This window comes from Acidobacteriota bacterium (genome assembly GCA_039030395.1).
Lineage (GTDB): Bacteria > Acidobacteriota > Thermoanaerobaculia > Multivoradales > JBCCEF01 > JBCCEF01.
Genome location: JBCCEF010000034.1, coordinates 11,962 through 32,124 on the forward strand (window position 1 = coordinate 11,962; position 20,163 = coordinate 32,124).

35 protein-coding genes are annotated in these 20,163 nt (G+C 63.6%); 2 read left to right on the forward strand and 33 right to left on the reverse strand.

Annotated elements, in window-relative coordinates; translation table 11 throughout:
* Nucleotides 1-102 precede the first annotated feature (102 nt).
* Nucleotides 103-2,184: an elongation factor G gene (gene fusA, locus AAF481_19520; protein MEM7483359.1), complete on the forward strand. Its 2,082-nt coding sequence runs from the start codon at nt 103-105 to the stop codon at nt 2,182-2,184.
* Nucleotides 2,185-2,263: 79 nt separating this feature from the next.
* On the forward strand, nt 2,264-2,929 hold the full coding sequence (locus AAF481_19525) for a site-2 protease family protein (protein MEM7483360.1): 666 nt from the start codon (nt 2,264-2,266) through the stop codon (nt 2,927-2,929).
* Nucleotides 2,930-2,992: 63 nt separating this feature from the next.
* On the opposite strand, the gene AAF481_19530 is transcribed toward AAF481_19525, so the two are convergent.
* From AAF481_19530 to tuf, 33 genes are all read right to left on the reverse strand, one after another.
* Nucleotides 2,993-3,628, reverse strand: a complete 636-nt coding sequence (locus tag AAF481_19530; GenBank protein MEM7483361.1) for a hypothetical protein — start codon at nt 3,626-3,628, stop codon at nt 2,993-2,995.
* A 146-nt stretch (nt 3,629-3,774) separates the two neighbouring features.
* Complete coding sequence (locus AAF481_19535) at nt 3,775-5,220, reverse strand: sulfatase (protein ID MEM7483362.1); 1,446 nt, start codon at nt 5,218-5,220, stop codon at nt 3,775-3,777.
* A 74-nt stretch (nt 5,221-5,294) separates the two neighbouring features.
* Nucleotides 5,295-5,687: a 50S ribosomal protein L17 gene (rplQ, locus tag AAF481_19540; protein MEM7483363.1), complete on the reverse strand. Its 393-nt coding sequence runs from the start codon at nt 5,685-5,687 to the stop codon at nt 5,295-5,297.
* 13 nt (nt 5,688-5,700) lie between these two features.
* The gene (locus AAF481_19545; protein ID MEM7483364.1) at nt 5,701-6,678 is read right to left on the reverse strand and encodes a DNA-directed RNA polymerase subunit alpha; all 978 of its coding nucleotides are present in this window, start codon (nt 6,676-6,678) and stop codon (nt 5,701-5,703) included.
* 41 nt (nt 6,679-6,719) lie between these two features.
* Entirely contained in the window at nt 6,720-7,349 is a 630-nt protein-coding gene (rpsD, locus tag AAF481_19550; GenBank protein ID MEM7483365.1) for a 30S ribosomal protein S4, read from the reverse strand.
* A gap of 263 nt (nt 7,350-7,612) precedes the next feature.
* Nucleotides 7,613-8,017 (reverse strand): 30S ribosomal protein S11, encoded by a 405-nt coding sequence (rpsK, locus tag AAF481_19555; protein MEM7483366.1) that lies wholly within the window; start codon nt 8,015-8,017, stop codon nt 7,613-7,615.
* Between the two features lie 17 nt (nt 8,018-8,034).
* Entirely contained in the window at nt 8,035-8,415 is a 381-nt protein-coding gene (gene rpsM / locus AAF481_19560; GenBank protein MEM7483367.1) for a 30S ribosomal protein S13, read from the reverse strand.
* A 9-nt stretch (nt 8,416-8,424) separates the two neighbouring features.
* A complete protein-coding gene (gene rpmJ / locus AAF481_19565) occupies nt 8,425-8,538 on the reverse strand; it encodes a 50S ribosomal protein L36 (protein MEM7483368.1) in 114 nt (37 codons plus the stop codon).
* Between the two features lie 22 nt (nt 8,539-8,560).
* Nucleotides 8,561-8,782 (reverse strand): translation initiation factor IF-1, encoded by a 222-nt coding sequence (gene infA / locus AAF481_19570; protein MEM7483369.1) that lies wholly within the window; start codon nt 8,780-8,782, stop codon nt 8,561-8,563.
* 60 nt (nt 8,783-8,842) lie between these two features.
* Nucleotides 8,843-9,394, reverse strand: a complete 552-nt coding sequence (locus AAF481_19575) for an adenylate kinase (protein MEM7483370.1) — start codon at nt 9,392-9,394, stop codon at nt 8,843-8,845.
* A gap of 4 nt (nt 9,395-9,398) precedes the next feature.
* Nucleotides 9,399-10,781 carry a preprotein translocase subunit SecY gene (gene secY, locus AAF481_19580; GenBank protein MEM7483371.1) on the reverse strand — a complete coding sequence of 461 codons (1,383 nt, stop codon included), beginning with the start codon at nt 10,779-10,781 and terminating at the stop codon, nt 9,399-9,401.
* Complete coding sequence (gene rplO / locus AAF481_19585; GenBank protein MEM7483372.1) at nt 10,778-11,215, reverse strand: 50S ribosomal protein L15; 438 nt, start codon at nt 11,213-11,215, stop codon at nt 10,778-10,780. Before rplO ends, secY begins: the two co-directional genes overlap by 4 nt.
* Complete coding sequence (gene rpmD, locus AAF481_19590) at nt 11,212-11,409, reverse strand: 50S ribosomal protein L30 (GenBank protein ID MEM7483373.1); 198 nt, start codon at nt 11,407-11,409, stop codon at nt 11,212-11,214. The genes rplO and rpmD overlap by 4 nt, the downstream gene beginning before the upstream one ends.
* Before the next feature lie 42 nt (nt 11,410-11,451).
* Entirely contained in the window at nt 11,452-12,015 is a 564-nt protein-coding gene (gene rpsE / locus AAF481_19595) for a 30S ribosomal protein S5 (GenBank protein ID MEM7483374.1), read from the reverse strand.
* Nucleotides 12,016-12,025: 10 nt separating this feature from the next.
* On the reverse strand, nt 12,026-12,412 hold the full coding sequence (rplR, locus tag AAF481_19600; GenBank protein ID MEM7483375.1) for a 50S ribosomal protein L18: 387 nt from the start codon (nt 12,410-12,412) through the stop codon (nt 12,026-12,028).
* 27 nt (nt 12,413-12,439) lie between these two features.
* Nucleotides 12,440-12,976 carry a 50S ribosomal protein L6 gene (gene rplF / locus AAF481_19605; protein MEM7483376.1) on the reverse strand — a complete coding sequence of 179 codons (537 nt, stop codon included), beginning with the start codon at nt 12,974-12,976 and terminating at the stop codon, nt 12,440-12,442.
* A 15-nt stretch (nt 12,977-12,991) separates the two neighbouring features.
* Nucleotides 12,992-13,390 (reverse strand): 30S ribosomal protein S8, encoded by a 399-nt coding sequence (rpsH, locus tag AAF481_19610; protein ID MEM7483377.1) that lies wholly within the window; start codon nt 13,388-13,390, stop codon nt 12,992-12,994.
* A gap of 17 nt (nt 13,391-13,407) precedes the next feature.
* A complete protein-coding gene (locus AAF481_19615; GenBank protein ID MEM7483378.1) occupies nt 13,408-13,593 on the reverse strand; it encodes a type Z 30S ribosomal protein S14 in 186 nt (61 codons plus the stop codon).
* A gap of 11 nt (nt 13,594-13,604) precedes the next feature.
* Entirely contained in the window at nt 13,605-14,207 is a 603-nt protein-coding gene (gene rplE, locus AAF481_19620) for a 50S ribosomal protein L5 (GenBank protein MEM7483379.1), read from the reverse strand.
* A gap of 39 nt (nt 14,208-14,246) precedes the next feature.
* The gene (gene rplX / locus AAF481_19625; protein MEM7483380.1) at nt 14,247-14,570 is read right to left on the reverse strand and encodes a 50S ribosomal protein L24; all 324 of its coding nucleotides are present in this window, start codon (nt 14,568-14,570) and stop codon (nt 14,247-14,249) included.
* Nucleotides 14,570-14,938, reverse strand: coding sequence for a 50S ribosomal protein L14 (gene rplN, locus AAF481_19630; protein MEM7483381.1), 369 nt, complete (start codon nt 14,936-14,938; stop codon nt 14,570-14,572). The genes rplX and rplN overlap by 1 nt, the downstream gene beginning before the upstream one ends.
* A gap of 12 nt (nt 14,939-14,950) precedes the next feature.
* Nucleotides 14,951-15,235: a 30S ribosomal protein S17 gene (rpsQ, locus tag AAF481_19635; GenBank protein ID MEM7483382.1), complete on the reverse strand. Its 285-nt coding sequence runs from the start codon at nt 15,233-15,235 to the stop codon at nt 14,951-14,953.
* Entirely contained in the window at nt 15,235-15,435 is a 201-nt protein-coding gene (rpmC, locus tag AAF481_19640) for a 50S ribosomal protein L29 (protein MEM7483383.1), read from the reverse strand. Before rpmC ends, rpsQ begins: the two co-directional genes overlap by 1 nt.
* An 8-nt stretch (nt 15,436-15,443) precedes the next feature.
* Nucleotides 15,444-15,863, reverse strand: coding sequence for a 50S ribosomal protein L16 (gene rplP, locus AAF481_19645; GenBank protein MEM7483384.1), 420 nt, complete (start codon nt 15,861-15,863; stop codon nt 15,444-15,446).
* 31 nt (nt 15,864-15,894) lie between these two features.
* Nucleotides 15,895-16,545, reverse strand: coding sequence for a 30S ribosomal protein S3 (gene rpsC, locus AAF481_19650; GenBank protein ID MEM7483385.1), 651 nt, complete (start codon nt 16,543-16,545; stop codon nt 15,895-15,897).
* Between the two features lie 2 nt (nt 16,546-16,547).
* Nucleotides 16,548-16,898 carry a 50S ribosomal protein L22 gene (gene rplV, locus AAF481_19655; GenBank protein MEM7483386.1) on the reverse strand — a complete coding sequence of 117 codons (351 nt, stop codon included), beginning with the start codon at nt 16,896-16,898 and terminating at the stop codon, nt 16,548-16,550.
* Nucleotides 16,899-16,935: 37 nt separating this feature from the next.
* On the reverse strand, nt 16,936-17,226 hold the full coding sequence (gene rpsS, locus AAF481_19660) for a 30S ribosomal protein S19 (GenBank protein MEM7483387.1): 291 nt from the start codon (nt 17,224-17,226) through the stop codon (nt 16,936-16,938).
* 15 nt (nt 17,227-17,241) lie between these two features.
* Nucleotides 17,242-18,069, reverse strand: coding sequence for a 50S ribosomal protein L2 (gene rplB / locus AAF481_19665; protein ID MEM7483388.1), 828 nt, complete (start codon nt 18,067-18,069; stop codon nt 17,242-17,244).
* Nucleotides 18,070-18,072: 3 nt separating this feature from the next.
* Nucleotides 18,073-18,363: a 50S ribosomal protein L23 gene (locus tag AAF481_19670; GenBank protein ID MEM7483389.1), complete on the reverse strand. Its 291-nt coding sequence runs from the start codon at nt 18,361-18,363 to the stop codon at nt 18,073-18,075.
* Complete coding sequence (gene rplD, locus AAF481_19675) at nt 18,360-18,983, reverse strand: 50S ribosomal protein L4 (protein MEM7483390.1); 624 nt, start codon at nt 18,981-18,983, stop codon at nt 18,360-18,362. Before rplD ends, AAF481_19670 begins: the two co-directional genes overlap by 4 nt.
* A gap of 17 nt (nt 18,984-19,000) precedes the next feature.
* Nucleotides 19,001-19,630, reverse strand: coding sequence for a 50S ribosomal protein L3 (rplC, locus tag AAF481_19680; GenBank protein ID MEM7483391.1), 630 nt, complete (start codon nt 19,628-19,630; stop codon nt 19,001-19,003).
* Nucleotides 19,631-19,641: 11 nt separating this feature from the next.
* Nucleotides 19,642-19,959 carry a 30S ribosomal protein S10 gene (rpsJ, locus tag AAF481_19685; GenBank protein ID MEM7483392.1) on the reverse strand — a complete coding sequence of 106 codons (318 nt, stop codon included), beginning with the start codon at nt 19,957-19,959 and terminating at the stop codon, nt 19,642-19,644.
* Between the two features lie 65 nt (nt 19,960-20,024).
* Nucleotides 20,025-20,163, reverse strand: a 139-nt coding sequence (tuf, locus tag AAF481_19690; protein ID MEM7483393.1) for an elongation factor Tu, incomplete at its 5' end; no start/stop codon positions are given.

The following is a 20,163-nucleotide window of genomic DNA, read 5'->3' on the forward strand; positions in this document are numbered from 1 at the left end:
TCGTTTTACGACCCGACGAACCGGTGTCCTAGGGGTCCTTCGGGGAGCAAGCCTTGTGGTATATTGGCGGCCCTTATTTTAGCTCATCATAGGAGGACGGGAATGCAGGTCGAGAGTTCCGAGAAGATTCGCAATCTCGCCGTCGCCGGGCACAACGACAGCGGCAAAACCACCCTCGTTGGCGCCCTGCTCTACACCAGCGGCGCCGTCAAACGGCCGGGTCGCGTAGAAGACGGCAACACGACGACCGATTTCGACTCGGAAGAGATCGAGCGCGGAATTTCGATCTCCCTGGCGGCCTGCTTCGCCCCCTGGAAAAAGCACAAGATCAATCTGATCGACTGCCCGGGCTACGGCATCTTCTTTCCGGAGACCCGCGCTGCGATGGCCGCCACGGACGCCACGCTGCTGTGCGTCAACGCCGTCGGCGGGGTCGAGGTCACCACCGAGAAGGCCTGGAACAAGGCTCGCGAACACGGCCGGCCGGTGCTGATCCACCTCACCAAGATGGATCGCGAACGCGCCGACATGCGCGCCTCGGTCAAGGAGATGACCAAGAACTTCGGCCGCGAAGTGGTGCCGATCCAGGTGCCCCTCGGCCGCGAGGACAGCTTTTCCGGAGTGGTCGATCTGGTGACTCAGACGGCCTACCTGTTCGACAAGGACGGCAACGGCAAGGCCAAGGAGATCGATCTGCCCTCGGAGGTCGAGGGCGAGGTGGACACCTGGCGCAACCGGCTGATCGAGGCGGTGGCGGAGACCGACGATGCGCTGATGGAGAGCTTCTTCGACGAGGGCACCCTCAGCGAAGAGCAGCTCGCCGACGGCCTGCGGGCGGCGGTGCGCGACTCGAAGCTGTTTCCGGTGACCATGGGGGCCGGCATGCACGGCATCGGCACCTCCACCCTCCTCGACTCGATTGTCGATCTCGCGCCGACACCCCTGGATCGAATGTTCGAAGCCACCGACGTCGGCGGTGAAGCGGTCGAGGTCAAGGGCTCTGACGAGACTCTGTCGGTGCTGGTGTTCAAGACCCTGCAGGACCCGTTCAGCGGCCGAATATCCCTCTTGCGGGTGGCCAGCGGCACCCTACCGGCCGACCAGGTGCAGTGGAATTCGCGCCTCGAGGCGACCGAAAAGGTCGGCCACCTGATGGCGCTGCAGGGCAAGCAGGGCGACCAGGTTTCGAAGCTGGTCGCCGGCGACATCGGCGGCGTCGCCAAGCTCAAGGAGACGGTCACCGGCGACACCCTCTGCGCCAAGGACCGGCCGGTCAAGCTCAAGTGGATCCGCATCCCGATCCCCGCCATGTCGTTCGCCATCGAGCCCAAGGCCAAGGGCGACGAGGAGAAGATCGGCGAAGCCCTGGCCCGCCTGATGGACGAGGACATCGGTTTGAAGACCGGCCGCGACCAGGAGACGCACCAGTTCCTGCTGTCGAGTTCCGGCGCCCGCCACGCGGAGATCACCGTCGCCAAGCTCAAGAGCCGATACAACGTGGACGTGATCCTGCACCCGCCGAAGGTCCCCTACCGGGAGACCATCAAGCGCGCCGCCGACGGCCACGGCCGCCACAAGAAGCAGAGCGGCGGCCGCGGTCAGTTCGCCGACTGCCGGATCCGCATCGAACCGATGGAGCGGGGCGAAGATTTCGATTTCGTAGACGAAATCTTCGGCGGCTCCATCCCCCAGAACTACCGGCCGGCGGTGGAAAAGGGAATTCTCGAAGCGCGCGATCGCGGTTTCCTGGCAGGCTACCCGATGGTGGATTTCCGGGTGCGTCTACAGGACGGCCAGTTCCACGACGTGGACTCCTCCGAAATGGCCTTCAAAGTGGCCGGGTCCCTGGCCTACAAGGACGCCATGGCGAAGGCCGGCGCCACCATCCTCGAACCCTTCATGCATCTGGACATCACCACCACCGAGGAGTTCACCGGCGACGTGATCGGCGATCTCTCGCAGCGCCGCGGCCGGCCGCAGGGAATGGAGTCGAAGAACGGCGCGCAGGTGATTCAAGCGGTGGCGCCGATGTCCGAAGTGCTCGAGTACGCCCAAGCTTTGCGCGCCATCACCCAGGGCCGTTCCAGCTTCACCATGGAGTTCTCGCACTACGAAGAACTGCCCAAGCAGCTCCAGGAGAAGCTCATCTCGGAGTATCAGATCAAGGACGAGTCGGAAGCCTAGCGGCCGAACGTAGCTCGTGAGAAGGAAGGGCTGACCACTCCTGCAAGAGACGATTCTACTGGGCCTGGCCTGGTACCTTGTGTTTCTCTTCTCGCTGGTGTGCCATGAGGGAGCGCACGCCCTGGCGGCATTGCGCATGGGAGACCCCACCGCCTACCAGGGTGGCCAAGTGACCCTCAACCCTATTCCCCACATCCAGCGCTCGCCCTTCGGCACGGTGGTGGTGCCGATCCTGTTCTTCGCCCTTTCCGGCTGGATGATCGGTTGGGCCAGCGCCCCCTACGATCCGATGTGGGCACGGCGTCATCCGCGCCGGGAGGCGCTGATGGCGCTCGCCGGTCCGACGGCCAACCTGCTGCTGGCTGTGCTCGCCGGACTGGCCATCCGCATCGGCGTGGTCCTGGAAACCTTCACCGCACCGGACCAGGTGGGTTTTTCTTCCATCACCGAAGCGGCGGCCGGCGGCTGGGCAGAGGGAGCGGCGCTGGTGCTGTCGATCGCCTTCACCCTCAACCTCTTGCTATTTGTCTTCAACCTGATCCCGGCACCACCGCTCGACGGCAGCTCCGTCATCACCTTGGCCATGCCCTTGGATCTCGCCGGGCGCTATCGGGATTTCATCGCCAGTCAGCCGGGTTTTGCCTTCATCGGTCTGATTGTCGCCTGGCAGGTATTCAATCCGGTGTTTCGGCGGGTGCTCGGCTGGGCCCTGTGGGTGCTCTATCCGGCGGTCAGCTACTCCTGAGGGCAAAGGGCAACCGACGGGAGCCGGGCGAACCGTCCAGCTCCCATCGGGAGTTCCCTAGACCTACGGCGACGGGAAAACAACGATCAACTCCATTTCGGAGATCCTCTCGAAATGGTTGTGATCGGGCGTCGGATTGCCGAGGGCATCGGACGAACTGGTAGCCCAGATGCCGTCGCGGCGCAGTGAGTCCAAGAACTCGAAGATCGACCGATTCGGATCCAGAGTCACCTCGATGACAAAGTGATTGGGGTCGCCGGCATCGATATCCGCCGTCACCCGGGTCAAGAAACCGTGCCAGGGCGAGGCGTCCGGCGCGAGGTCGAGATCCTCGGCAAGTCGAGCCAACTCACGCCCCGGCACCTTGGAGGGCGCAAAGTCGACCCAACCCAGGGGCTCCCCGGTGCCGCTGTCGTGGTTCACTACCGTGCGCACCGCCAGCACGCCGTCCACCGGTGGCAGGGCAACAATGCAGGAGTTGTTCGGTTCGACGTCCGTCGTCTCGTAGCCCGTGAAGGTGATCAAAGCCTTGCCGGGCTCGGGGAAGGTCACGAGGGTGGCGAGACTATCTTCGCCATTGTTGCAGTTGTAGCGACAGCCGTTCGGCCCCATGCAAGCGAGTGCGGGGGCGGCGAACAGCACGCCGGCAACCAGGACCGCAGCGGCGATGCGCAGGCGTGGGAACGTGACGTTCTTCATTGACGGACTCCTTTCGGAGAAGCGAGGGGGGACATTCCCTCTCAAGAATCATTATATTTGAATAGTTAAATATAACGATTGTACTCAAGTGGGGAGAGGGGGAAGTATTCCCCCTGGCCCGGGGCAGCCGAACGCGACTCGCCGGGCTACCGCAGGTACCCGAGGGAGCGCAGCTCGTCGAGAATGTCGTCGGAGGGGCGCAAGGTGCGAGCCGCTTCCCCGCCGCCGGCGTCGCGCTCCTGCTCCCAACGCAGCAAGAAGCGCCGCAGGCGGGGCTCTTCCGGCTGACCTCCGCCGGCGAGGTTCTCGGTTTCCAGGGGATCCGAGGCGAGGTCGTACATCTCCCATGAGTCACTCAGGAGGTCGTGGATGACCTTGAGATCCCCATCGATCACGGAGGTCTTGAAGGCGGTTTTCTGACCCACCCGGTCCGGCGCGATCACTCGATCGTCGAAGGAGACCTCGGCGACCACCGGACGGGGCGGCAGATCCTCCCGACGCTCGATCCAGGGAGCGAGCGAGCGCCCCTCGGCCGTCTCCGGGATCGGCTGGCCGACCAGATCCAAGATCGTCGGCATGACATCGAGCAGGGAGACCGGCGCATCGTAGCTGCCGGCGCCGACGCCCCCGGGCAGACGAAGGATCCAGGGAATCCAGAGCAGTTCGTCATAGAGGGTGCGGGTGTGGCCGATCCAGCCACGGCGCAGGATCTCTTCGCCGTGATCGGAAACCACCACGACCAGGGTTCGGGCGTCGAGCCCGCGCTCCGCCAGACCGTCCAAGAGATCGCCGACCGCCTGGTCCGTGTAGGCGACCTCCTCGCGATAGAGGCCGGTGAGAAAGGCGGCGTCTGCGGCGTCGAGTTCAGCGGCGTTATCGCGCAGGTCCCAGATGTACTGCGCCGGCTCCAACGATCCCTGATAGTCGGAGGTTCGGTCGAAATCCGCGTGATGGTGGTAGACGTAGTGCGGGTCGAAGTAGTGCGCCAGCAGGAAGAAAGGAGTTTCCCGCTGCCGCTCTTCGGCATCGAGCCACTGGAGCGCTCGCACCGTGACTTCCGGCGAGGTAATCGCCCCGTGTCCACCGACCGGCGTCTCGTCGAGATGGTCGAGGCCCTGGTCGTGACCGAATTCAGCCCCGACGAGCTTGTGGCTGATCACCGCACCGGTTCGGTAGCCGCCCCTTGCAAGGGCTTCGGCCAGGGTCTCGTGCTCCTCGCCCAGAACATTGCCCAAACGCACGACTCCGTGGCTCGACGGCATCTGCGAGGTGAGGAGGGAGGAGACCGCCGGCTGAGTCCACGGGGCGGTGGAGAAGGCCCGCCGGAAGACCGTCGACTCTGCCGCCAAACGGTCGAGATGGGGCGTCGGCGAGTCTCCCTCAAAAGGCCCACGCTCGCCGGCGAAGGCTCCGACACTCTCCGCCCCCAGGGTATCCACGACGATCAGAAGTACGTTGAGTCGATCCGTCGGCGACTCGCCAACGCCGGGGGGCTGGCAACCGACAAGACAAATCAACGCCAGCCACAGCCACGGACTGCCGATGCCGGCTCGCCGGCGCATCTCTGTGACCAACCGCCCTGAGGGTGACATCCGGCCTCCCAAAACGAAAACGGCGGACCCAAAGGTCCGCCGTTTTCTTCCAACAGATCGCGACAGCCGGCCGATCAACTCTCCGCCGGCTCCCGCCCCGCCGCGATCTCGTCGTAATCGATGAACTCGAGCACCGCCATTTCGGCGTTGTCGCCCTGGCGCGGCCCCAGCTTGATGATGCGGGTATAGCCGCCGGGACGATCGGAAAAGCGCGGCGAAATCTCCTCGAATACCTTCTTGATCATCGAGCGATCGTCGATCCAGGTGCGCATCCAGCGCCGCGCCGGCACCGTGTCCTGACGGCCCCGGGTGACCAGGCGCTCGGCGATGCTCCGCAGCTCCTTGGCTTTGGGCAGGGTGGTGATGATGCGCTCATGCTCCATGAACGAATGGAGCTGATTGCGGAACATGGCGCGCCGGTGGGCGGACGTCCGCCCCAGCTTGCGGTTCTTCATTCCATGACGCATAGGGGCTTACCTCCTAGGCTCCGGCCGGCACTTCCGGCACGTCCATCCCGAAGGTCAGACCGAGCCCGCCGAGGACACCCTGCACCTCCTCGAGGGACTTCTTGCCGAAGTTCTTGGTCTCGAGCATGTCCTTCTCGCTCCTCCGGACCAGATCGCGCAGAGTGTGAATGTTGGCGTTCTTCAAGGAGTTGGCGGAGCGCACCGACAGCTCCAGCTCGTCGATGGCGCGGGCCAGCAGGGCGTCCATGCCGGCCAGCTCCTCATCCGGCGCCTCGGTAGCGGCGTTCTTGATGCTCTCCTCGGCATCGATGAAAATCCCGAGGTGATCCTTCAGCAGCATCGCCGAGCGGGAAACGGCCTCTTCCGGCGACACCGTGCCGTTCGTGGTGACCTCGAGGATCAGGCGCTCGTAGTCGGTGGTCTGGCCCAGGCGGGCGGCCTCGACGCGATAGTTCACGCGACGCACCGGACTGTGGGCGGAATCGAGCGGAATCCAACCGATGCCCAGGCCTTCATCGAAGTTGCGGTCGGCGCTGATGTAGCCGCGACCGGACCGCACCATGAGCTGAATTTTGAGGGTGCCTTCCTCATTGAGGGTGGCGATGTGGACGTCGCCGTCCATCACCTCGACGGACGGATCGCCCTCCAGCAGCTTGGCCGTTACGGCGCCCATTTCGCTGGTTTCGAGGGTCAAGATCTTCTCTTCGTCGGTGTGCAGGCGAATGGGCACCTGCTTCAGGTTGAGGATGATGTCCGTCACGTCCTCCACCACGCCGGGAATCGAAGAAAACTCGTGCAGAACGCCCTCGATGTGGACGGCGGTGACCGCCGCTCCCTCGATGGACGACAGCAGACAGCGACGCATGGCGTTGCCGATGGTCGTTCCAAAACCCCGCTCGAAGGGCTGGGCGATGAACCGCCCATAGGTCGGCGTCAGCGTGTCGCGATCCGCCGTAATGCGCTTGGGGCGCTGAAATCCTTTCCAAAGCATGACTGCTCCTTGTCCCGTTGATCTGCTGCTCAGACCGACGATTAGCGGCTGTACAGCTCCACGATCAGCTGCTCCTGAATCGGCAGCTTGATGTCTTCGCGCGTAGGCTGGCGCAGAACTTTTCCAGTGAAATCCTCGGCGTCGAGTTCCAACCACTCGGGCACGCCACGGCCGCGCGCCGTTTCTACGCTGGCTCGAATGAGGTCGTTCTTGCGGCTCGCTTCCTTCACCACGATCCCCTGGTCCGGGCGAACCTGGAAGGAAGGGATGGTCACCTTCTGGCCGTCCACGGAGACGTGGCCATGGCGCACGAGCTGCCGCGCCTGGGCGCGGGAGGCCGCAAAGCCGAGGCTGTACACGGCGTTGTCCAGGCGGCGTTCGAGGAGCGCCAGCAGATTTTCACCGGTGATTCCCTGCAAGCGATCGGCCTCTTTGAAGTAGCCACGGAACTGGCTCTCCAAAATGCCGTAGATGCGCTTCACCTTCTGCTTCTCCCGCAACTGTAGGCCATAGCCCAGGGTACGGCGAGCCCGACGCCCACCGTGCTGCCCGGGCGGATAGCCCCGGCGCTCGATGGCGCACTTGTCTTTGAAACAACGATCGCCCTTCAAGAAGAGCTTCATTTTCTCGCGGCGGCAAAGCCGGCAAACAGATCCCGTGCAACGTGCCACTGGTGTTCTCCTTCGAACGTTATCTCCCCGAGGCTACGGAGAATTCATCTTGGAACAACGCGAGCCAGCGATCTGCTGAAACCGCTTCGCGGATTTCTTCGGCAGTCCTGCTAGCTATTTCTCTTGAGGGGGCTAGGAGCCCCCTCGCCCGAAAAACACTGCGGGCTCGCCCCGTCCACGGCACCTTCGCTGCCGCCTCGCCCTTCGGGCTCGGTCGCAGAGTGCAAACGAGTCTTTGCCACCCTGCAAAGGTCGGGAAAAAATCAGACTCTCCGACGCTTGGGCGGCCGGCAGCCGTTGTGCGGAATCGGCGTGACGTCCTTGATCGACTTGACGTCGAGCCCCGCCGACTGCAGAGCCCGCACCGCGCCTTCCCGGCCGCCGCCGGGTCCCTTGACCATCACGTCGACGGTCCGCACGCCCTGATCCTTGGCCTGATGGCCGGCGTTCTGGGCGGCCATCTGGGCGGCGAAGGGAGTCCCCTTGCGAGAACCCTTGAAGCCCATCTTGCCGGCCGACGACCAGGTGAGGACATTGCCCTCCGGATCGCTGATCGAGACGATCGTGTTGTTGAAGGTCGCCTGGATGTGGGCGACGCCGTGAGGCACCGAGCGCTTTTCCTTGCGCTTGCTGCTCTTGCGATCTTTCTTTGCTCCCGCTTTGGCCATAGTTTCTTACCTCGTCCCTACTTCTTGACCTTCTTCTTGCCCGCGACCGCGCCGCGCCGCGGTCCCTTGCGGGTGCGAGCGTTGGTGCTGGTCCGCTGCCCACGGACGGGCAGACCCTTGCGGTGACGGACGCCGCGGTAGCAGCCGATCTCCATCAAGCGCTTGACGTGCTGGCTGACGATTTTGCGCAGGTCACCCTCGACCCGCCCTTCTTCCGTCACCACGTCGCGAATGCGCCGCGCTTCGTCTTCGGTGAGGTCCCGAACCTTGGTGGCTTCGTCGACCTTCGCCTTTTCGAGAATCTTCAGCGACCGGGTCCGACCGATGCCGTAGATGTACGTCAATCCGACCCAGACCTGTTTGTTCTGGGGCAGATCCACCCCTGCAATACGTGCCATGGCTTTCCTCTACCCCTGACGCTGTTTGTGTTTCGGGTTTTCGCAGATCACCCGCACGACGCCCTTACGGCGGACGACGGTGCACTTCGGGCACATGGGTTTGACGGACGCTCGTACCTTCATGGTTCCACCTCGTGGGTTCCGTCTACTTCAAGCGGTAGACGATCCGACCGCGATTAAGGTCGTAGGGAGACAGCTCTACCAACACCTTGTCCCCCGGCAAAATCCGGATGAAGTGCTTGCGCATCTTTCCGGAGATGTGCGCCAACACCTGGTGGCCGTTCTCGAGTTCCACCTTGAACATGGTGTTCGGCAGGGGCTCGACGACGGTCGCTTCGACCTCGATCGCTTCTTCTTTTTTCGACAAACTAATCCTCGTCCACTCTCGTCCCGGCCGGTCCATCCCGCCGGGTGGTCGACGACCGGCTCACCGGCCGATCGCCTCCAGGATGCTCGCAAACACCTGGTCGATGGAGCGATCCCCGTCGACCGTTCGGAGAAGCGAACGCCCGCCGTAGTAACCGACCAGCGGCGCCGTCAATTCCCCGTAGACCTTCAATCGTTCTTCCATCACCTCGGCGCTGTCGTCTTTGCGGCCCCGCGCCAAGGCCCGCTCGATCAGGATCTCCTTCGGGACGACGATCTGTACCGCCGCGTCCAGTTCCCGATCGGCGTCCGCCAGCAACCCCTCCAGGGTCTCCACCTGGGGCAGAGTACGCGGATAGCCGTCGAGCAAGAATCCCTTCGCCGCATCCACCTTGGCGAGGCGCTCGCGCACCACCGCCGCCATCGTCTCATCGTCCACCAGCCGGCCAGACTGCATGATGCTGTCTACCCGCCGGCCCAGCTCGCTGCCCTCGGCCACTGCCTCACGCAGCATGTCGCCGGTCGAGATCGCCGGGATCCCCAGGTGCTCCGCCAACTGCGCGGCCTGGGTGCCCTTGCCGGAATTCGGCGGGCCGAGGAGAACGAGGCGCATGATTCTACCGTCGGCCCCGCACGCGGCCCTTCTTCATGAAGCCCTCGTAGTTGCGCATCACGAGCTGACTTTCGATCTGCTGCACCGTGTCCATCGCCACACCGACGACGATCAGGAGCGACGTACCGCCGAAGTAAAACTGAATGCCCAGGCCATCGGTGAACCAAGTCGGCGCGTAGGAATCGAGCGTCGCGCCGATCCACGGAAGCCCCGCCACTTTGAAGCCGTTCAACAGGAAGTCCGGCAGTACCGACACCACCGCCAGGTAGAGCGAGCCCACCAGGGTGATGCGGGTCAAAATGCGGTCGATGTACTCGGCCGTCCGTTTGCCCGGCCGGATGCCCGGGATGAAGCCGCCGTACTTGCGCATGTTGTCGGCCAGATCCGCCGGGTTGAAGATGATCGACACGTAGAAGTAGCAGAAGAAGATGATTGTCGCAACGTACAGCAAGTAGTACAGCGGCTGCCCCCAGGAGATGGCGTTGGCGATCTGCTGGATCCACTCCTGCTCCTGGAAGAACTGGCCGATGGTCTGCGGCACCATCACCACCGAACTGGCAAAGATCACCGGAATCACGCCGCCGGTGTTCACCCGCAGCGGCAGGTAGGTGCTCTGACCACCGTACACACGGCGGCCCACCACCCGCTTGGCGTACTGCACGGGGATGCGTCTTTGAGCCTTTTCCATGTAGACGATAAAGGCCACCACCGCCAGCATGAAAATCACCAGGATGACCATGCCGATGGCGTTCAGGCTACCGTTTTGCACCGCCTGGAAGGTCTGAATGATAGCCGGAATCAGTCCCACCACGATGCCGGCGAAGATGATCAAAGAGATGCCGTTGCCGATACCTCGTTCACTGATCTGCTCACCGAGCCACATCACCACCGCACAGCCGGTCGTCAGGGTGATGATGGTCATCAACCGGAAACCCCAACCGGGCGACTCCACTAGGCGAGCGCCCGAAGGCAGCGTGGTGGACTCTAGGAACAACGAGATACCGGTCGACTGGACGATCGAGATCAGCACCGTGCCGTAGCGGGTGTACTGGGTGATCTTTCGCCGCCCGAGGTCGCCTTCCTTGGAGAGTTTCTCCAGATACGGCCAGACCACCGTCAAGAGCTGCAGGATGATGGAGGCCGTAATGTACGGCATGATCCCCAAGGAGAAAATCGCCATCTGGCTCAGACTGCCACCGGTGAAGGTGTTGACGAAGCCGAAGATCGTTCCCTGGTTCTGCTCCATGAACTCCAGCAACGCACCGGAGTTCACCCCGGGCGTGGGGATGAAGCAGCCGACGCGATACACCGCCAGCATGCCCAGCATGAAGAGGATCCGATTCCTCAGATCCTCGATCTTGAAAATATTGCGGAAGCTCTCGATCACGAGCCCGGCTCCTCACAGCTACCGCCGGCCGCTTCGATCTTCTCGCGGGCGCTCTTGCTGAATTTGTGGGCGGTCACCTTCAAAGCCTTGCCGACCTCCCCATCGCCCAAGATCTTGACCGGGCGATTCTTGCGCGCCAGGCCTGCGGCGACCAGCGACTCCGGCGTCACGTCGCCCTGGAAATCCGCCAGGGACGACAGGTTCACCACCGAGTACTCGACCCGGAAGATATTGGTAAACCCGCGCTTCGGAACGCGCCGGACGAGCGGCATCTGGCCGCCCTCGAAACCGAGACGACGGGAGAATCCACTGCGGGAACGCTGTCCCTTGTGGCCCTTGCCGGCGGTTTTGCCGAGCCCCGAACCAGGCCCCCGGCCGATGCGCTTCTTGTTCTTCTTGGACCCCTTCGCCGGGGACAGATCGTGCAGATTCATGATGCTTCCTCGACCACTTCAACCATGTAGGAGATTTTCGCCACCATGCCCCGCACCGCCGGGGTATCGACGCGCTCGACCACGTGATGGGGGTGCCGCAGCCCGAGGCTCTTCAATACCTCGCGGTGGGGACGCTTGGTCCCGATCGCGCTACGCACCTGACGGATCTTGATCCGCTTTTCGTTGCTCGCCATCTCTCAACTCCCGTCCTAGAACTTTCGCGTCCGCAAAGGGCCTCAGGCCACGCTCGCTTCATGATCGTCGCTCGCGGCCTTCTTCTCCGTCGACTCTTTCCCACCGGCGGCCGCTTTCTGCCGCTTCGGCAGCCGGCGCAGGCGGCGTACCTGGGACTCGGTACGCAGCGAGAGCAGGCCGGCAAAGGTCGCCTTGATGACGTTGTGCGGGTTGGTGGTGCCCAGAGACTTGGTGAGAATGTCCTGAATTCCCGCCGTCTCGAGGACGGCGCGCACCGGACCACCGGCGATCACCCCGGTACCTTCCGAGGCGGGCTTCAGCAGCACCCGGCCGGCGCCGAAGACTCCCAGCACCTCGTGGGGAATCGTCGAGCCCTTCATCGGCACGCGGATCATGTTGCGCTTCGCGACGTCGATGCCCTTGCGGATCGCCGAAGGAACTTCCTTCGCCTTGCCGGAGCCATAGCCGACCCGGCCGTTGCCGTCACCGATCACCACCAGCGCCGAAAAGGAGAAGTTCTTCCCTCCCTTCACCACCTTGGTGACACGGTTGATGTGTACTACCTGCTCGAAAAACTCGCTGTCGCGCTCAAAGTTCCTGGCCACGTTGTTCTCCTTAGAACTTCAGTCCTTTTTCGCGCGCCGCGTCGGCGACCGCCTGGATCTTGCCGTGATAGATGAAGCCGCCACGGTCGAAGACCACGGTCTCGACTCCCTGGGCCTTGGCTCGCTCGGCGATGGTGGTACCCACCGCGGTGGCCGCCGCCTTGTTGCCGCTGGCGCCTTCGAACAGCCCGCGGACATCGGCGTCGAGGGTGCTGGCAGAGGCCAGGGTGCGGCCGGCCGTATCGTCGATCACCTGCGCATAGATGTGCCGCAGGCTCTTGAACACGGCGAGCCGGGGCCGCTCGGTGGTGCCGTTCACCCGATTGCGCAGCCGCTGATGCGAGCGGTTGCGGCGGTGCCGCTTGAGCTTGTTTCGCTTCGCCTGATAGTCGCTCATCACACTCTCCTCGAACCGGACGCGCTGTTAAGCGCCGGCCTTACCCACCTTGCGACGAATGACCTCGTCGGAATACTTGATGCCCTTGCCCTTGTAGGGGTCCGGCTTGCGCAGACTGCGCAATTCCGCGGCGACCTGGCCGACCTGCTGGCGGTCGGCGCCGGTCACGGTCATATGAAAATTCTTGTCGATTTCGATGTCGATTCCCTCGGGAATCGAGTAGATCACCGGATGCGAGTAGCCCAAGGCGAGATGTACCTCGCGGCCCTTCACCTCGGCCCGGTAACCGACACCGACGATGTCTAGTTCCTTCTTGAAGCCCGTCGACACGCCTTCGACGGCGTTCGACACGAGGGACCGGAGCAGGCCGTGCATGGAGCGGTCGGTGCCGGAGTCGCTCGGCCGGCCGACGCTGACCTCGCCGTCCTCGATGGCGACGGAAAAACCGTCGAAAACACTCTGCGAAACCTTGCCCTTGGGACCCTCGGCGGTGAACACGCCTTCGGCGAGATTCACCTTGGTGCCCTGGGGTACGGGAATCGGCATTCTTCCGATACGAGACATCTCTTCAATCCCCCTCTACCAGATCTCGCACAGGACTTCGCCGCCCACCCGCTGGGCTCGCGCCTGCTCATCGGACAGCAGTCCATGGGAGGTGGAGACGATCGCCACGCCCAGACCATTCTTGATCTGCGGCACCTCGTCGGCGCCGCGGTACACCCGACGGCCAGGCTTACTGATCCGCGCCAGGTGCGAAATCGCCGGAGTGCCCTCGTCGTCGTAGCGCAGGTAGATGCGCAGGACGCCCTGAGGCTTCTCTTCGACCACCTTGAAATCTTCGATGTAGCCCTCGTCCTTGAGGACCTTGACGAACGCCAGCTTGACCTTCGAGAGCGGCGCGTCCACGCGGTCGTGCTTGCTCAAGATAGCGTTGCGAATGCGGCTCATAAGATCCGCGATCGGATCACTCATCGTCATGATCTGCTCCTCGAGCCTTACCAGCTCGCCTTGATCACGCCCGGCAGATAGCCGTGGAGCGCCAGGTCCCGCAGGTGGATCCGGCACAGGCCGAACTTGCGGTAGTAGCCCCGGGGACGCCCGCAAATCCGGCAGCGGTTGCGGTGGCGGGTGGAAAACTTCGGCTTCTTGTGCGACTTCGCGACTTTCGCGGCGGTAGCCATTCCTTATCTCCTTACGACCTGCCCGCGGCGGCGCGGGGCTGACGGAACGGCATACCGAGCTCGCGCAGCATGAACAGCGCGCGCTCGTCGTTGCCGGCCGTCGTCACGATGGTGACGTTCAAGCCCTGGGACTTGTCGACGGTGTTGTAGTCGATCTCCGGAAAGATCAAGTGATCCTGGACACCTAGGGTGTAGTTGCCGCGACCGTCGAAGCTCTTCGTCGGGATGCCCCTGAAGTCACGCACCCGCGGCAGGGCGGTCGAGATCAAGCGATCCAGAAAATCCCACATGCGCGTTCCCCGCAGGGTGACCCGGGCGCCGATCGGCATGCCCTCGCGCAGCTTGAAGTTCGAAATCGACTTGTGGGCGCGGGTGGTCATCGGAAGCTGCCCGGCGATCGCCGTCAGTTCCGCAACGGCGTTGTCCAGAACCTTGATGTTCTGGATCGCCTCGCCAACGCCCATGTTGAGGCTCACCTTGACCAGGCGCGGAACGCCCATCGGGTTCTCGATGTCGAACTCCTTGCGGAGCTTCGGCACCACCTCTTCGAAATATTTCGTCCGCAGGCGGGGGGTGTAGCCGTTCGCCGCCTCGGTATTTTTCTTATCTGCCATCGTCTTCTCGCCTCAAATCTCGAATCAGCGCCTCGCGCATCAACGCAGCGTCGCGCCGCTCTTCTTCGCCACCCGGACACCGTTGCCGTCGTCCAGGCGCTTGCGCCCGATGCGCGTCGGCTTGCCCGTTTCCGGGCAGATGACCATCAGGTTGGAAACGTGGATCGGCGCCTCGCGTTCGAGCACGCCGCCCTGGATCCCCTGCTGCGGATTGGGGCGCGTGTGCCGCTTGATCAGGTTGACCCGCTCGACCACCGCCCGGCGCTCTCCGGCCAGGACCCGCAGGACCTTGCCCTTGGCACCGCGGTCCTTGCCGGCGATGACCAGCACCTGGTCGCCTTTCTTGACATGCAGTTTGTTCATTACAGCACCTCCGGCGCGAGGGAAACGATCTTCATGAAGCGCTTCTCCCGTAGCTCCCGGGCCACCGGGCCGAACACGCGGGTACCGACCGGTTCTCCGGCTTCGTTGACCAGCACCGCCGAGTTGTTGTCGAAGCGGATATAGCTTCCGTCCCGCCGACGCTGCTCCTTGCGGGTGCGCACGATCACCGCCTGCACCACCTGACCCTTCTTCACGGTGCCGTCCGGCGACGCCTCTTTGACCGAGGCGGTGATCACGTCGCCCACCCGACCGTACTGGCCGGAGGAGCCGCCGCGCAGGTGAATGCAGGCGATCTTTTTGGCGCCCGAGTTGTCGGCGACATCCAATACCGTTCCCATCTGGATCATGGCTGGACTCCCCTACTCGGCCCGCTTGAGAATTTCTTTGACCCGCCAGCGCTTGCTCTTCGACAGCGGCCGGGTCGAGATAATCGAAACCTGGTCGCCGATGCGGCACTCGTTGGCCTCGTCATGAGCGGCGAACCGGGTGGTCCTCTTCATATAGCGCAGGTAGAGCGGGTGCATCGTCGTCTTGTTGACGGCGACGGTGACGGTCTTGTCCATCTTGTCGCTCACCACAATGCCCACCTTCGATTGCTGCCGTCCGCGCGCCTTCGGCGTGGTCGTTTCCGTTGCTTCCGTCATCATGCCCCTCCCTGGGCGCGCTTTTCGCGCAGGACCGTCAGCACCCGGGCCAGATCCCGCTTGGCCTCGCGCACTTTGGACGGCTTTTCGAGCTGTCCGGTCACTTTGTGCAGGCGCAGGACGAACAGCTGCTGCGCAAGCTCCCGCTCCTTCTCGAGGAGCTCATCAATCTGCTGCTCTCGCAGTTCCGAAGCCTTCATGTTCTACCTCACCTCAGCTCGTCGTTGCGCGTCACAAAACGGGTCTTGATCGGCAGCTTGTAGGAAGCCAACCGCATCGCCTGAGCGGCGGTCTCGGCGTCGACCCCTTCCAGTTCGTAGAGGATACGGCCCGGCTTGACCACCGCCACCCACTCCTCCGGCGCGCCCTTACCCTTACCCATACGGGTTTCCAGAGGCTTTTTGGTGACCGGCTTGTCCGGAAAGATCCGGATCCAGACCTTGCCGCCACGCTTGATGGAGCGGGTGATCGCGATACGGGCGGACTCGATCTGCCGGGCGGTGATCCACACCGGTTCGAGGGCCTGCAGGGCGTAGTCGCCGAAGGCGATGTAGTCCCCGCCCTTGGCGTTGCCCGTGCGGCGACCGCGGTGCTCCTTGCGATATTTGACCTTCTTCGGCATCAACATGGCTTACGTCTCCAATCTCTCCAGGCGCCCGTCAGGCCGTGGCCCGGCGGCGGCGCTCGCGCAGCAAGTCACCCTTGTAGACCCACACCTTGACCCCGATGAGGCCGTAGGTGGTGTTCGCTTCGGCCAGGCCGTAGTCGATGTCCGCCTTCAGCGTGTGGAGCGGCAAGCGGCCTTCCTGATACCACTCAGTGCGGGCGATTTCGTGGCCGCCGAGGCGGCCGGAAACCATGATCTTGACGCCCTTTGCTCCGAACCGGAAGGCCGATTCCATGGCCTTGCGCATCGCCCGCCGGAAAGACACTCGGCGAGTGAGCTGGCCGGCGATGGACTGGGCGACGAGTTGCGCGTCGAGCTCCGGCCGCTGTACTTCCTGAATGTTGATGTGCACTTCCCGGCCGAGTTGCTTGATCAGATCGTCGCGCAGCTTGTCCACTTCGGCGCCCTTGCGGCCGATGATGATACCCGGCCGCGAGGTATAGATGGTCACCCGCATGCGCTCGGCGGCGCGCTCGATGTCGATCTCGCTGACGCCGGCATGAGCCAGACGCTTCTTCAGGCCTTCCCGCAATTTGACGTCTTCCAGCAAGGTGTCCGCGTAGTTGCTCTCGGCGTACCAGCGCGAATGCCAGGTCTTGTTGTAGACCAGCCGGAACCCGTAAGGGTGTGTCTTCTGTCCCACGACTACTCTCCTTCTCCGGACCGGCTGTCCAGTTTGATCGTGATGTGGCTCTGCCGCTTCAAAATGCGGAAAGCGCGTCCCATCGGTTGCGGCCGCAACCGCTTCAGGGTCGGACCGCCGTCCACATGGATTTCCTTGACGTACAGGCGATCGATATCGGCCTGCTCGTCGCGGTTCTCGGCATTGGCTACCGCCGACTTGAGCAGTTTCTCGATCGGCCGAGCTGCCGCCTTTTGGGTCAGCTTCAAGATGGAAGCCGCCTCATCCACCTCTTTGCCGCGGATCAAGTCCGCCACCAGCCGTACTTTCTGGGGCGATGCCTGATGAAAACGGAGCCGCGCTGTCACTTCCATCGTCGAAGCCTCCTGAGCTTCCGGAACCCGACACGCCCTAGCGGGCGCGGGCTCCCCGCTCGTTCTTCCTGCCGCCGGCGTGGCTGCGGAAGGTCCGCGTCATGGCGAACTCCCCAAGCTTGTGGCCGACCATGTTCTCGCTGACATACACCGGGATGAACTTCGCCCCGTTGTGGACCGCGATCGTGTGGCCCACCATGTCCGGAATCACCGTCGAACGTCGGGACCAGGTCTTGATCACCCGCTTCTGCCCCGACTCGTTCATCCTGTCTACCTTGGCGACGAGGTGATCGTCGATGAAGTAGCCCTTCTTTAGTGAACGCGACATTTTCGTCTCCTCCCGCTACTTCTTCTTGCGGCGCCGCACGATCATGCCGTCGGTGCGCTTGTTGTTACGCGTCTTGTATCCCTTGGTGGGCACACCCCACGGCGTACAGGGGTGACGGCCGCCGGAGGAGCGCCCTTCACCACCGCCCATCGGATGGTCTACGGGGTTCATCACCACGCCACGGTTGTGCGGCCGACGACCGCGCCAGCGGTTACGGCCGGCCTTGCCCAAGGACACGTTCTCATGCTCGAGATTGCCCACCTGGCCGATGGTGGCATAGCAGGTCATCAGCACCTTGCGGACCTCGCCGGAGGGCAGCTTGACCTGAGCATAGGCACCTTCCTTCGCCATCAACTGAGCGCCGGCGCCGGCACTGCGCACCAGCTGGCCGCCCTTGCCGGGACGCAATTCCACGTTGTGGATGATGGTGCCCAGGGGAATCTTGGCGAGCGGCAGGCAGTTGCCGGGGTTGATCTCCGCGGCCTCACCGGCCATCACCGTATCGCCCACCTCCAGGCCCTTGACGTACAGCATGTAGCGCTTGTCGCCGTCGGCGTAGTGCAGCAGCGCGATGCGGGCAGAGCGGTTGGGATCGTATTCGATCGTCGCCACCTTCGCCGGCACGTCGTGCTTGTTGCGCTTGAAGTCGATCTGGCGGTAGCGCTGCTTGTGGCCGCCGCCGCGGAACCAGATGGTCTGCTGACCGGAGTTGTTCCGCCCGCCGGAGCGCTTCTTGCCCTTGGTCAGCGGCTTGTGCGGCCGCGTCTCGGTGATCTCGTCGAAGGCCGGATAGGTCTGGAAACGGCTGGCCGGATTGGTCGGCTTTCTCTGTTTGATCGCCATGGTCTAGACCCCCTCGAAGAACTCGATCGACTTCTCACCATCGACCAACCGAACGTAGGCCTTCTTCCAATCCGGACGCCGGCCGAAATAGCGGCCTTGGCGGCGCAGCTTGCCATGCATATTGGCCATGCGGACTTCCGCCACCCGCACTCCGAACTGGGCTTCTACGGCCTTCTTGACCTCGATCTTGTTGGCGCTCCTGTCGACCTCGAAGGCGACGATGTTGCGGTCTTCGCGCAACTCCGTGGACTTCTCGGTGATCAGCGGCCGGCGAATGACGTCTTGAACTCTCATTTCGAAAGCACCTCCACCAGCCGGTTCAGGGCCCCTTCGCTGAGCAGCAGATGCGGCCGGCCGACGACGTCGTACACGTTGACCGCCAGTGCATCGACCGTCTTCAACGCCGGGTTGTTGCGGGCCGCGCGATCGAGGTTGACGTTGTCTCGCGAGTCGACCAACAGCGCCTTGCCCTCCACCCCGAGACCGCCCAACTGCGCGGCGAGCTCCTGGGTGCGATGGCTCGACAGCTCGAAGGAGTCGAGCACCGTGATCTGCTCGTCGGCCAGCTTGCGCGACAGCACCGATTTCAGCGCGTTGCGCTTCTCGCGCGGCGTCAGTCCTTTTTCGTGGCTGCGCACCTGCGGGCCGTGAACGATGCCGCCCTTGCGCCACTTCGGGTTGCGGATATCGCCCACCCGGGCGCGGCCGGTACCCTTCTGACGCCACAGCTTGCGACCGGAACCGGAAACCTCGGACCGGGACTTGACCTTGTGGGTGCCGCGGCGGGCAGCCGCCTGTACCGCGGTGACCGCCTCGTGGATCAGGTGCTCCTTATAGGGGTACCCGAAGACCGCTTCCGGGAGATCGATCTCCCGCAGGTCCTTATTGTCGAGGCTCTTGACTGAAATTTTCATCTCGATTTCCTTCCGCCTCAGCCGCGCTTCGCTCGCTGGATCGCCAGATAGCCGCCCCGCGACCCCGGAACGGCGCCCTTGAGATAGATCAGATTGCGCTCTTCGTCGACCTTGACCACCTTCAGATTCTTGGTGGTCACCCGCGCGGCGCCCATCTGCCCCGGCAGACGCACCCCCGGGAAGACGCGCGACGGCGAAGCCGACTGGCCGACGGAGCCCGGAGCGCGATGGAACATCGAACCGTGGGTCGCCCGGCCGCCGCCGAAGCCGTGGCGCTTCATGACGCCTTGAAAGCCCTTGCCCTTGCTAGTGCCCATCACGTCGACGAAGTCGCCTTCCTCGAAGATCGAGGCCTTGATCTCGTCGCCGGCGGCGGGCTCGTCGTCGCTGCCGATGGGAAACTCCATCAGGTGGCGGAGCGGATCCACTCCGGCCTTCTTGAAGTGCCCGGCACGCGGTTGGTTGACCCTGTTCGGGGTGTCGTCCTCGACCAGGCCGACCTGCACCGCGGCGTATTCGTCGCGCTCCTCGGTCTTGACCTGGACCACCTGACAGGGCCCGGCCTTGACGACGGTCACCGGTACGGCGCGTCCGTCTTCCATGTAGATCTGGGTCATGCCCAGCTTCTTGCCCAAGAGTCCTTGCATCGTCCCCACCTCTAGCGGTCGAAGGCTTTGATTTCGACATCCACACCGGCCGGCAGCTCGAGCTTCATCAGCGCGTCGACGGTCTGACTCGTCGGCTCGAAGATGTCGAGCAGTCGCTTGTGGGTGCGGATCTCGAACTGCTCCCGCGACTTCTTGTCGACGTGCGGCGAGCGGTTCACGGTGTACCGCGCGATGTGCGTGGGCAGGGGAATCGGTCCGACCACCCGGGCGCCGGTCCTCCGCGCCGTATCCACGATTTCATACGTGGAGGTGTCCAAGATCCGATAGTCGTAAGCCTTCAGGCGAATGCGGATTTTTTCGTTATCCATGATCTTCCTCGATTCCCCGAACTCGTTTCACCCGACCGAGCCGTCGGCCGGATAAGCCCGTCGCCCTATTCGACGATCTCGGTGACGGTTCCGGCTCCGACGGTGCGGCCGCCTTCGCGGATGGCGAAGCGCACGCCCTTCTCCATCGCGATCGGAGCGATCAGCGTCACGTCCAGGTTCACGCTGTCGCCGGGCATCACCATC

Coding starts and splice junctions, on each gene's coding strand:
- fusA (MEM7483359.1), top strand. CDS start 103: ATGCAGGTCGAGAGTTCCGAGAAGATTCGCAATCTCGCCGTCGCCGGG.
- AAF481_19530 (MEM7483361.1), bottom strand. CDS start 3,628: ATGAAGAACGTCACGTTCCCACGCCTGCGCATCGCCGCTGCGGTCCTG.
- AAF481_19535 (MEM7483362.1), bottom strand. CDS start 5,220: ATGTCACCCTCAGGGCGGTTGGTCACAGAGATGCGCCGGCGAGCCGGC.
- rplQ (MEM7483363.1), bottom strand. CDS start 5,687: ATGCGTCATGGAATGAAGAACCGCAAGCTGGGGCGGACGTCCGCCCAC.
- AAF481_19545 (MEM7483364.1), bottom strand. CDS start 6,678: ATGCTTTGGAAAGGATTTCAGCGCCCCAAGCGCATTACGGCGGATCGC.
- rpsK (MEM7483366.1), bottom strand. CDS start 8,017: ATGGCCAAAGCGGGAGCAAAGAAAGATCGCAAGAGCAGCAAGCGCAAG.
- rpsM (MEM7483367.1), bottom strand. CDS start 8,415: ATGGCACGTATTGCAGGGGTGGATCTGCCCCAGAACAAACAGGTCTGG.
- rpmJ (MEM7483368.1), bottom strand. CDS start 8,538: ATGAAGGTACGAGCGTCCGTCAAACCCATGTGCCCGAAGTGCACCGTC.
- AAF481_19575 (MEM7483370.1), bottom strand. CDS start 9,394: ATGCGCCTCGTTCTCCTCGGCCCGCCGAATTCCGGCAAGGGCACCCAG.
- rplO (MEM7483372.1), bottom strand. CDS start 11,215: ATGAATCTGCACGATCTGTCCCCGGCGAAGGGGTCCAAGAAGAACAAG.
- rpmD (MEM7483373.1), bottom strand. CDS start 11,409: ATGGCGAGCAACGAAAAGCGGATCAAGATCCGTCAGGTGCGTAGCGCG.
- rplR (MEM7483375.1), bottom strand. CDS start 12,412: ATGAGCGACTATCAGGCGAAGCGAAACAAGCTCAAGCGGCACCGCCGC.
- rplF (MEM7483376.1), bottom strand. CDS start 12,976: ATGTCTCGTATCGGAAGAATGCCGATTCCCGTACCCCAGGGCACCAAG.
- rpsH (MEM7483377.1), bottom strand. CDS start 13,390: ATGACGATGAGTGATCCGATCGCGGATCTTATGAGCCGCATTCGCAAC.
- AAF481_19615 (MEM7483378.1), bottom strand. CDS start 13,593: ATGGCTACCGCCGCGAAAGTCGCGAAGTCGCACAAGAAGCCGAAGTTT.
- rplE (MEM7483379.1), bottom strand. CDS start 14,207: ATGGCAGATAAGAAAAATACCGAGGCGGCGAACGGCTACACCCCCCGC.
- rplX (MEM7483380.1), bottom strand. CDS start 14,570: ATGAACAAACTGCATGTCAAGAAAGGCGACCAGGTGCTGGTCATCGCC.
- rplN (MEM7483381.1), bottom strand. CDS start 14,938: ATGATCCAGATGGGAACGGTATTGGATGTCGCCGACAACTCGGGCGCC.
- rpsQ (MEM7483382.1), bottom strand. CDS start 15,235: ATGACGGAAGCAACGGAAACGACCACGCCGAAGGCGCGCGGACGGCAG.
- rpmC (MEM7483383.1), bottom strand. CDS start 15,435: ATGAAGGCTTCGGAACTGCGAGAGCAGCAGATTGATGAGCTCCTCGAG.
- rplP (MEM7483384.1), bottom strand. CDS start 15,863: ATGTTGATGCCGAAGAAGGTCAAATATCGCAAGGAGCACCGCGGTCGC.
- rplV (MEM7483386.1), bottom strand. CDS start 16,898: ATGGAAGTGACAGCGCGGCTCCGTTTTCATCAGGCATCGCCCCAGAAA.
- rpsS (MEM7483387.1), bottom strand. CDS start 17,226: ATGTCGCGTTCACTAAAGAAGGGCTACTTCATCGACGATCACCTCGTC.
- rplB (MEM7483388.1), bottom strand. CDS start 18,069: ATGGCGATCAAACAGAGAAAGCCGACCAATCCGGCCAGCCGTTTCCAG.
- AAF481_19670 (MEM7483389.1), bottom strand. CDS start 18,363: ATGAGAGTTCAAGACGTCATTCGCCGGCCGCTGATCACCGAGAAGTCC.
- rplD (MEM7483390.1), bottom strand. CDS start 18,983: ATGAAAATTTCAGTCAAGAGCCTCGACAATAAGGACCTGCGGGAGATC.
- rplC (MEM7483391.1), bottom strand. CDS start 19,630: ATGCAAGGACTCTTGGGCAAGAAGCTGGGCATGACCCAGATCTACATG.
- rpsJ (MEM7483392.1), bottom strand. CDS start 19,959: ATGGATAACGAAAAAATCCGCATTCGCCTGAAGGCTTACGACTATCGG.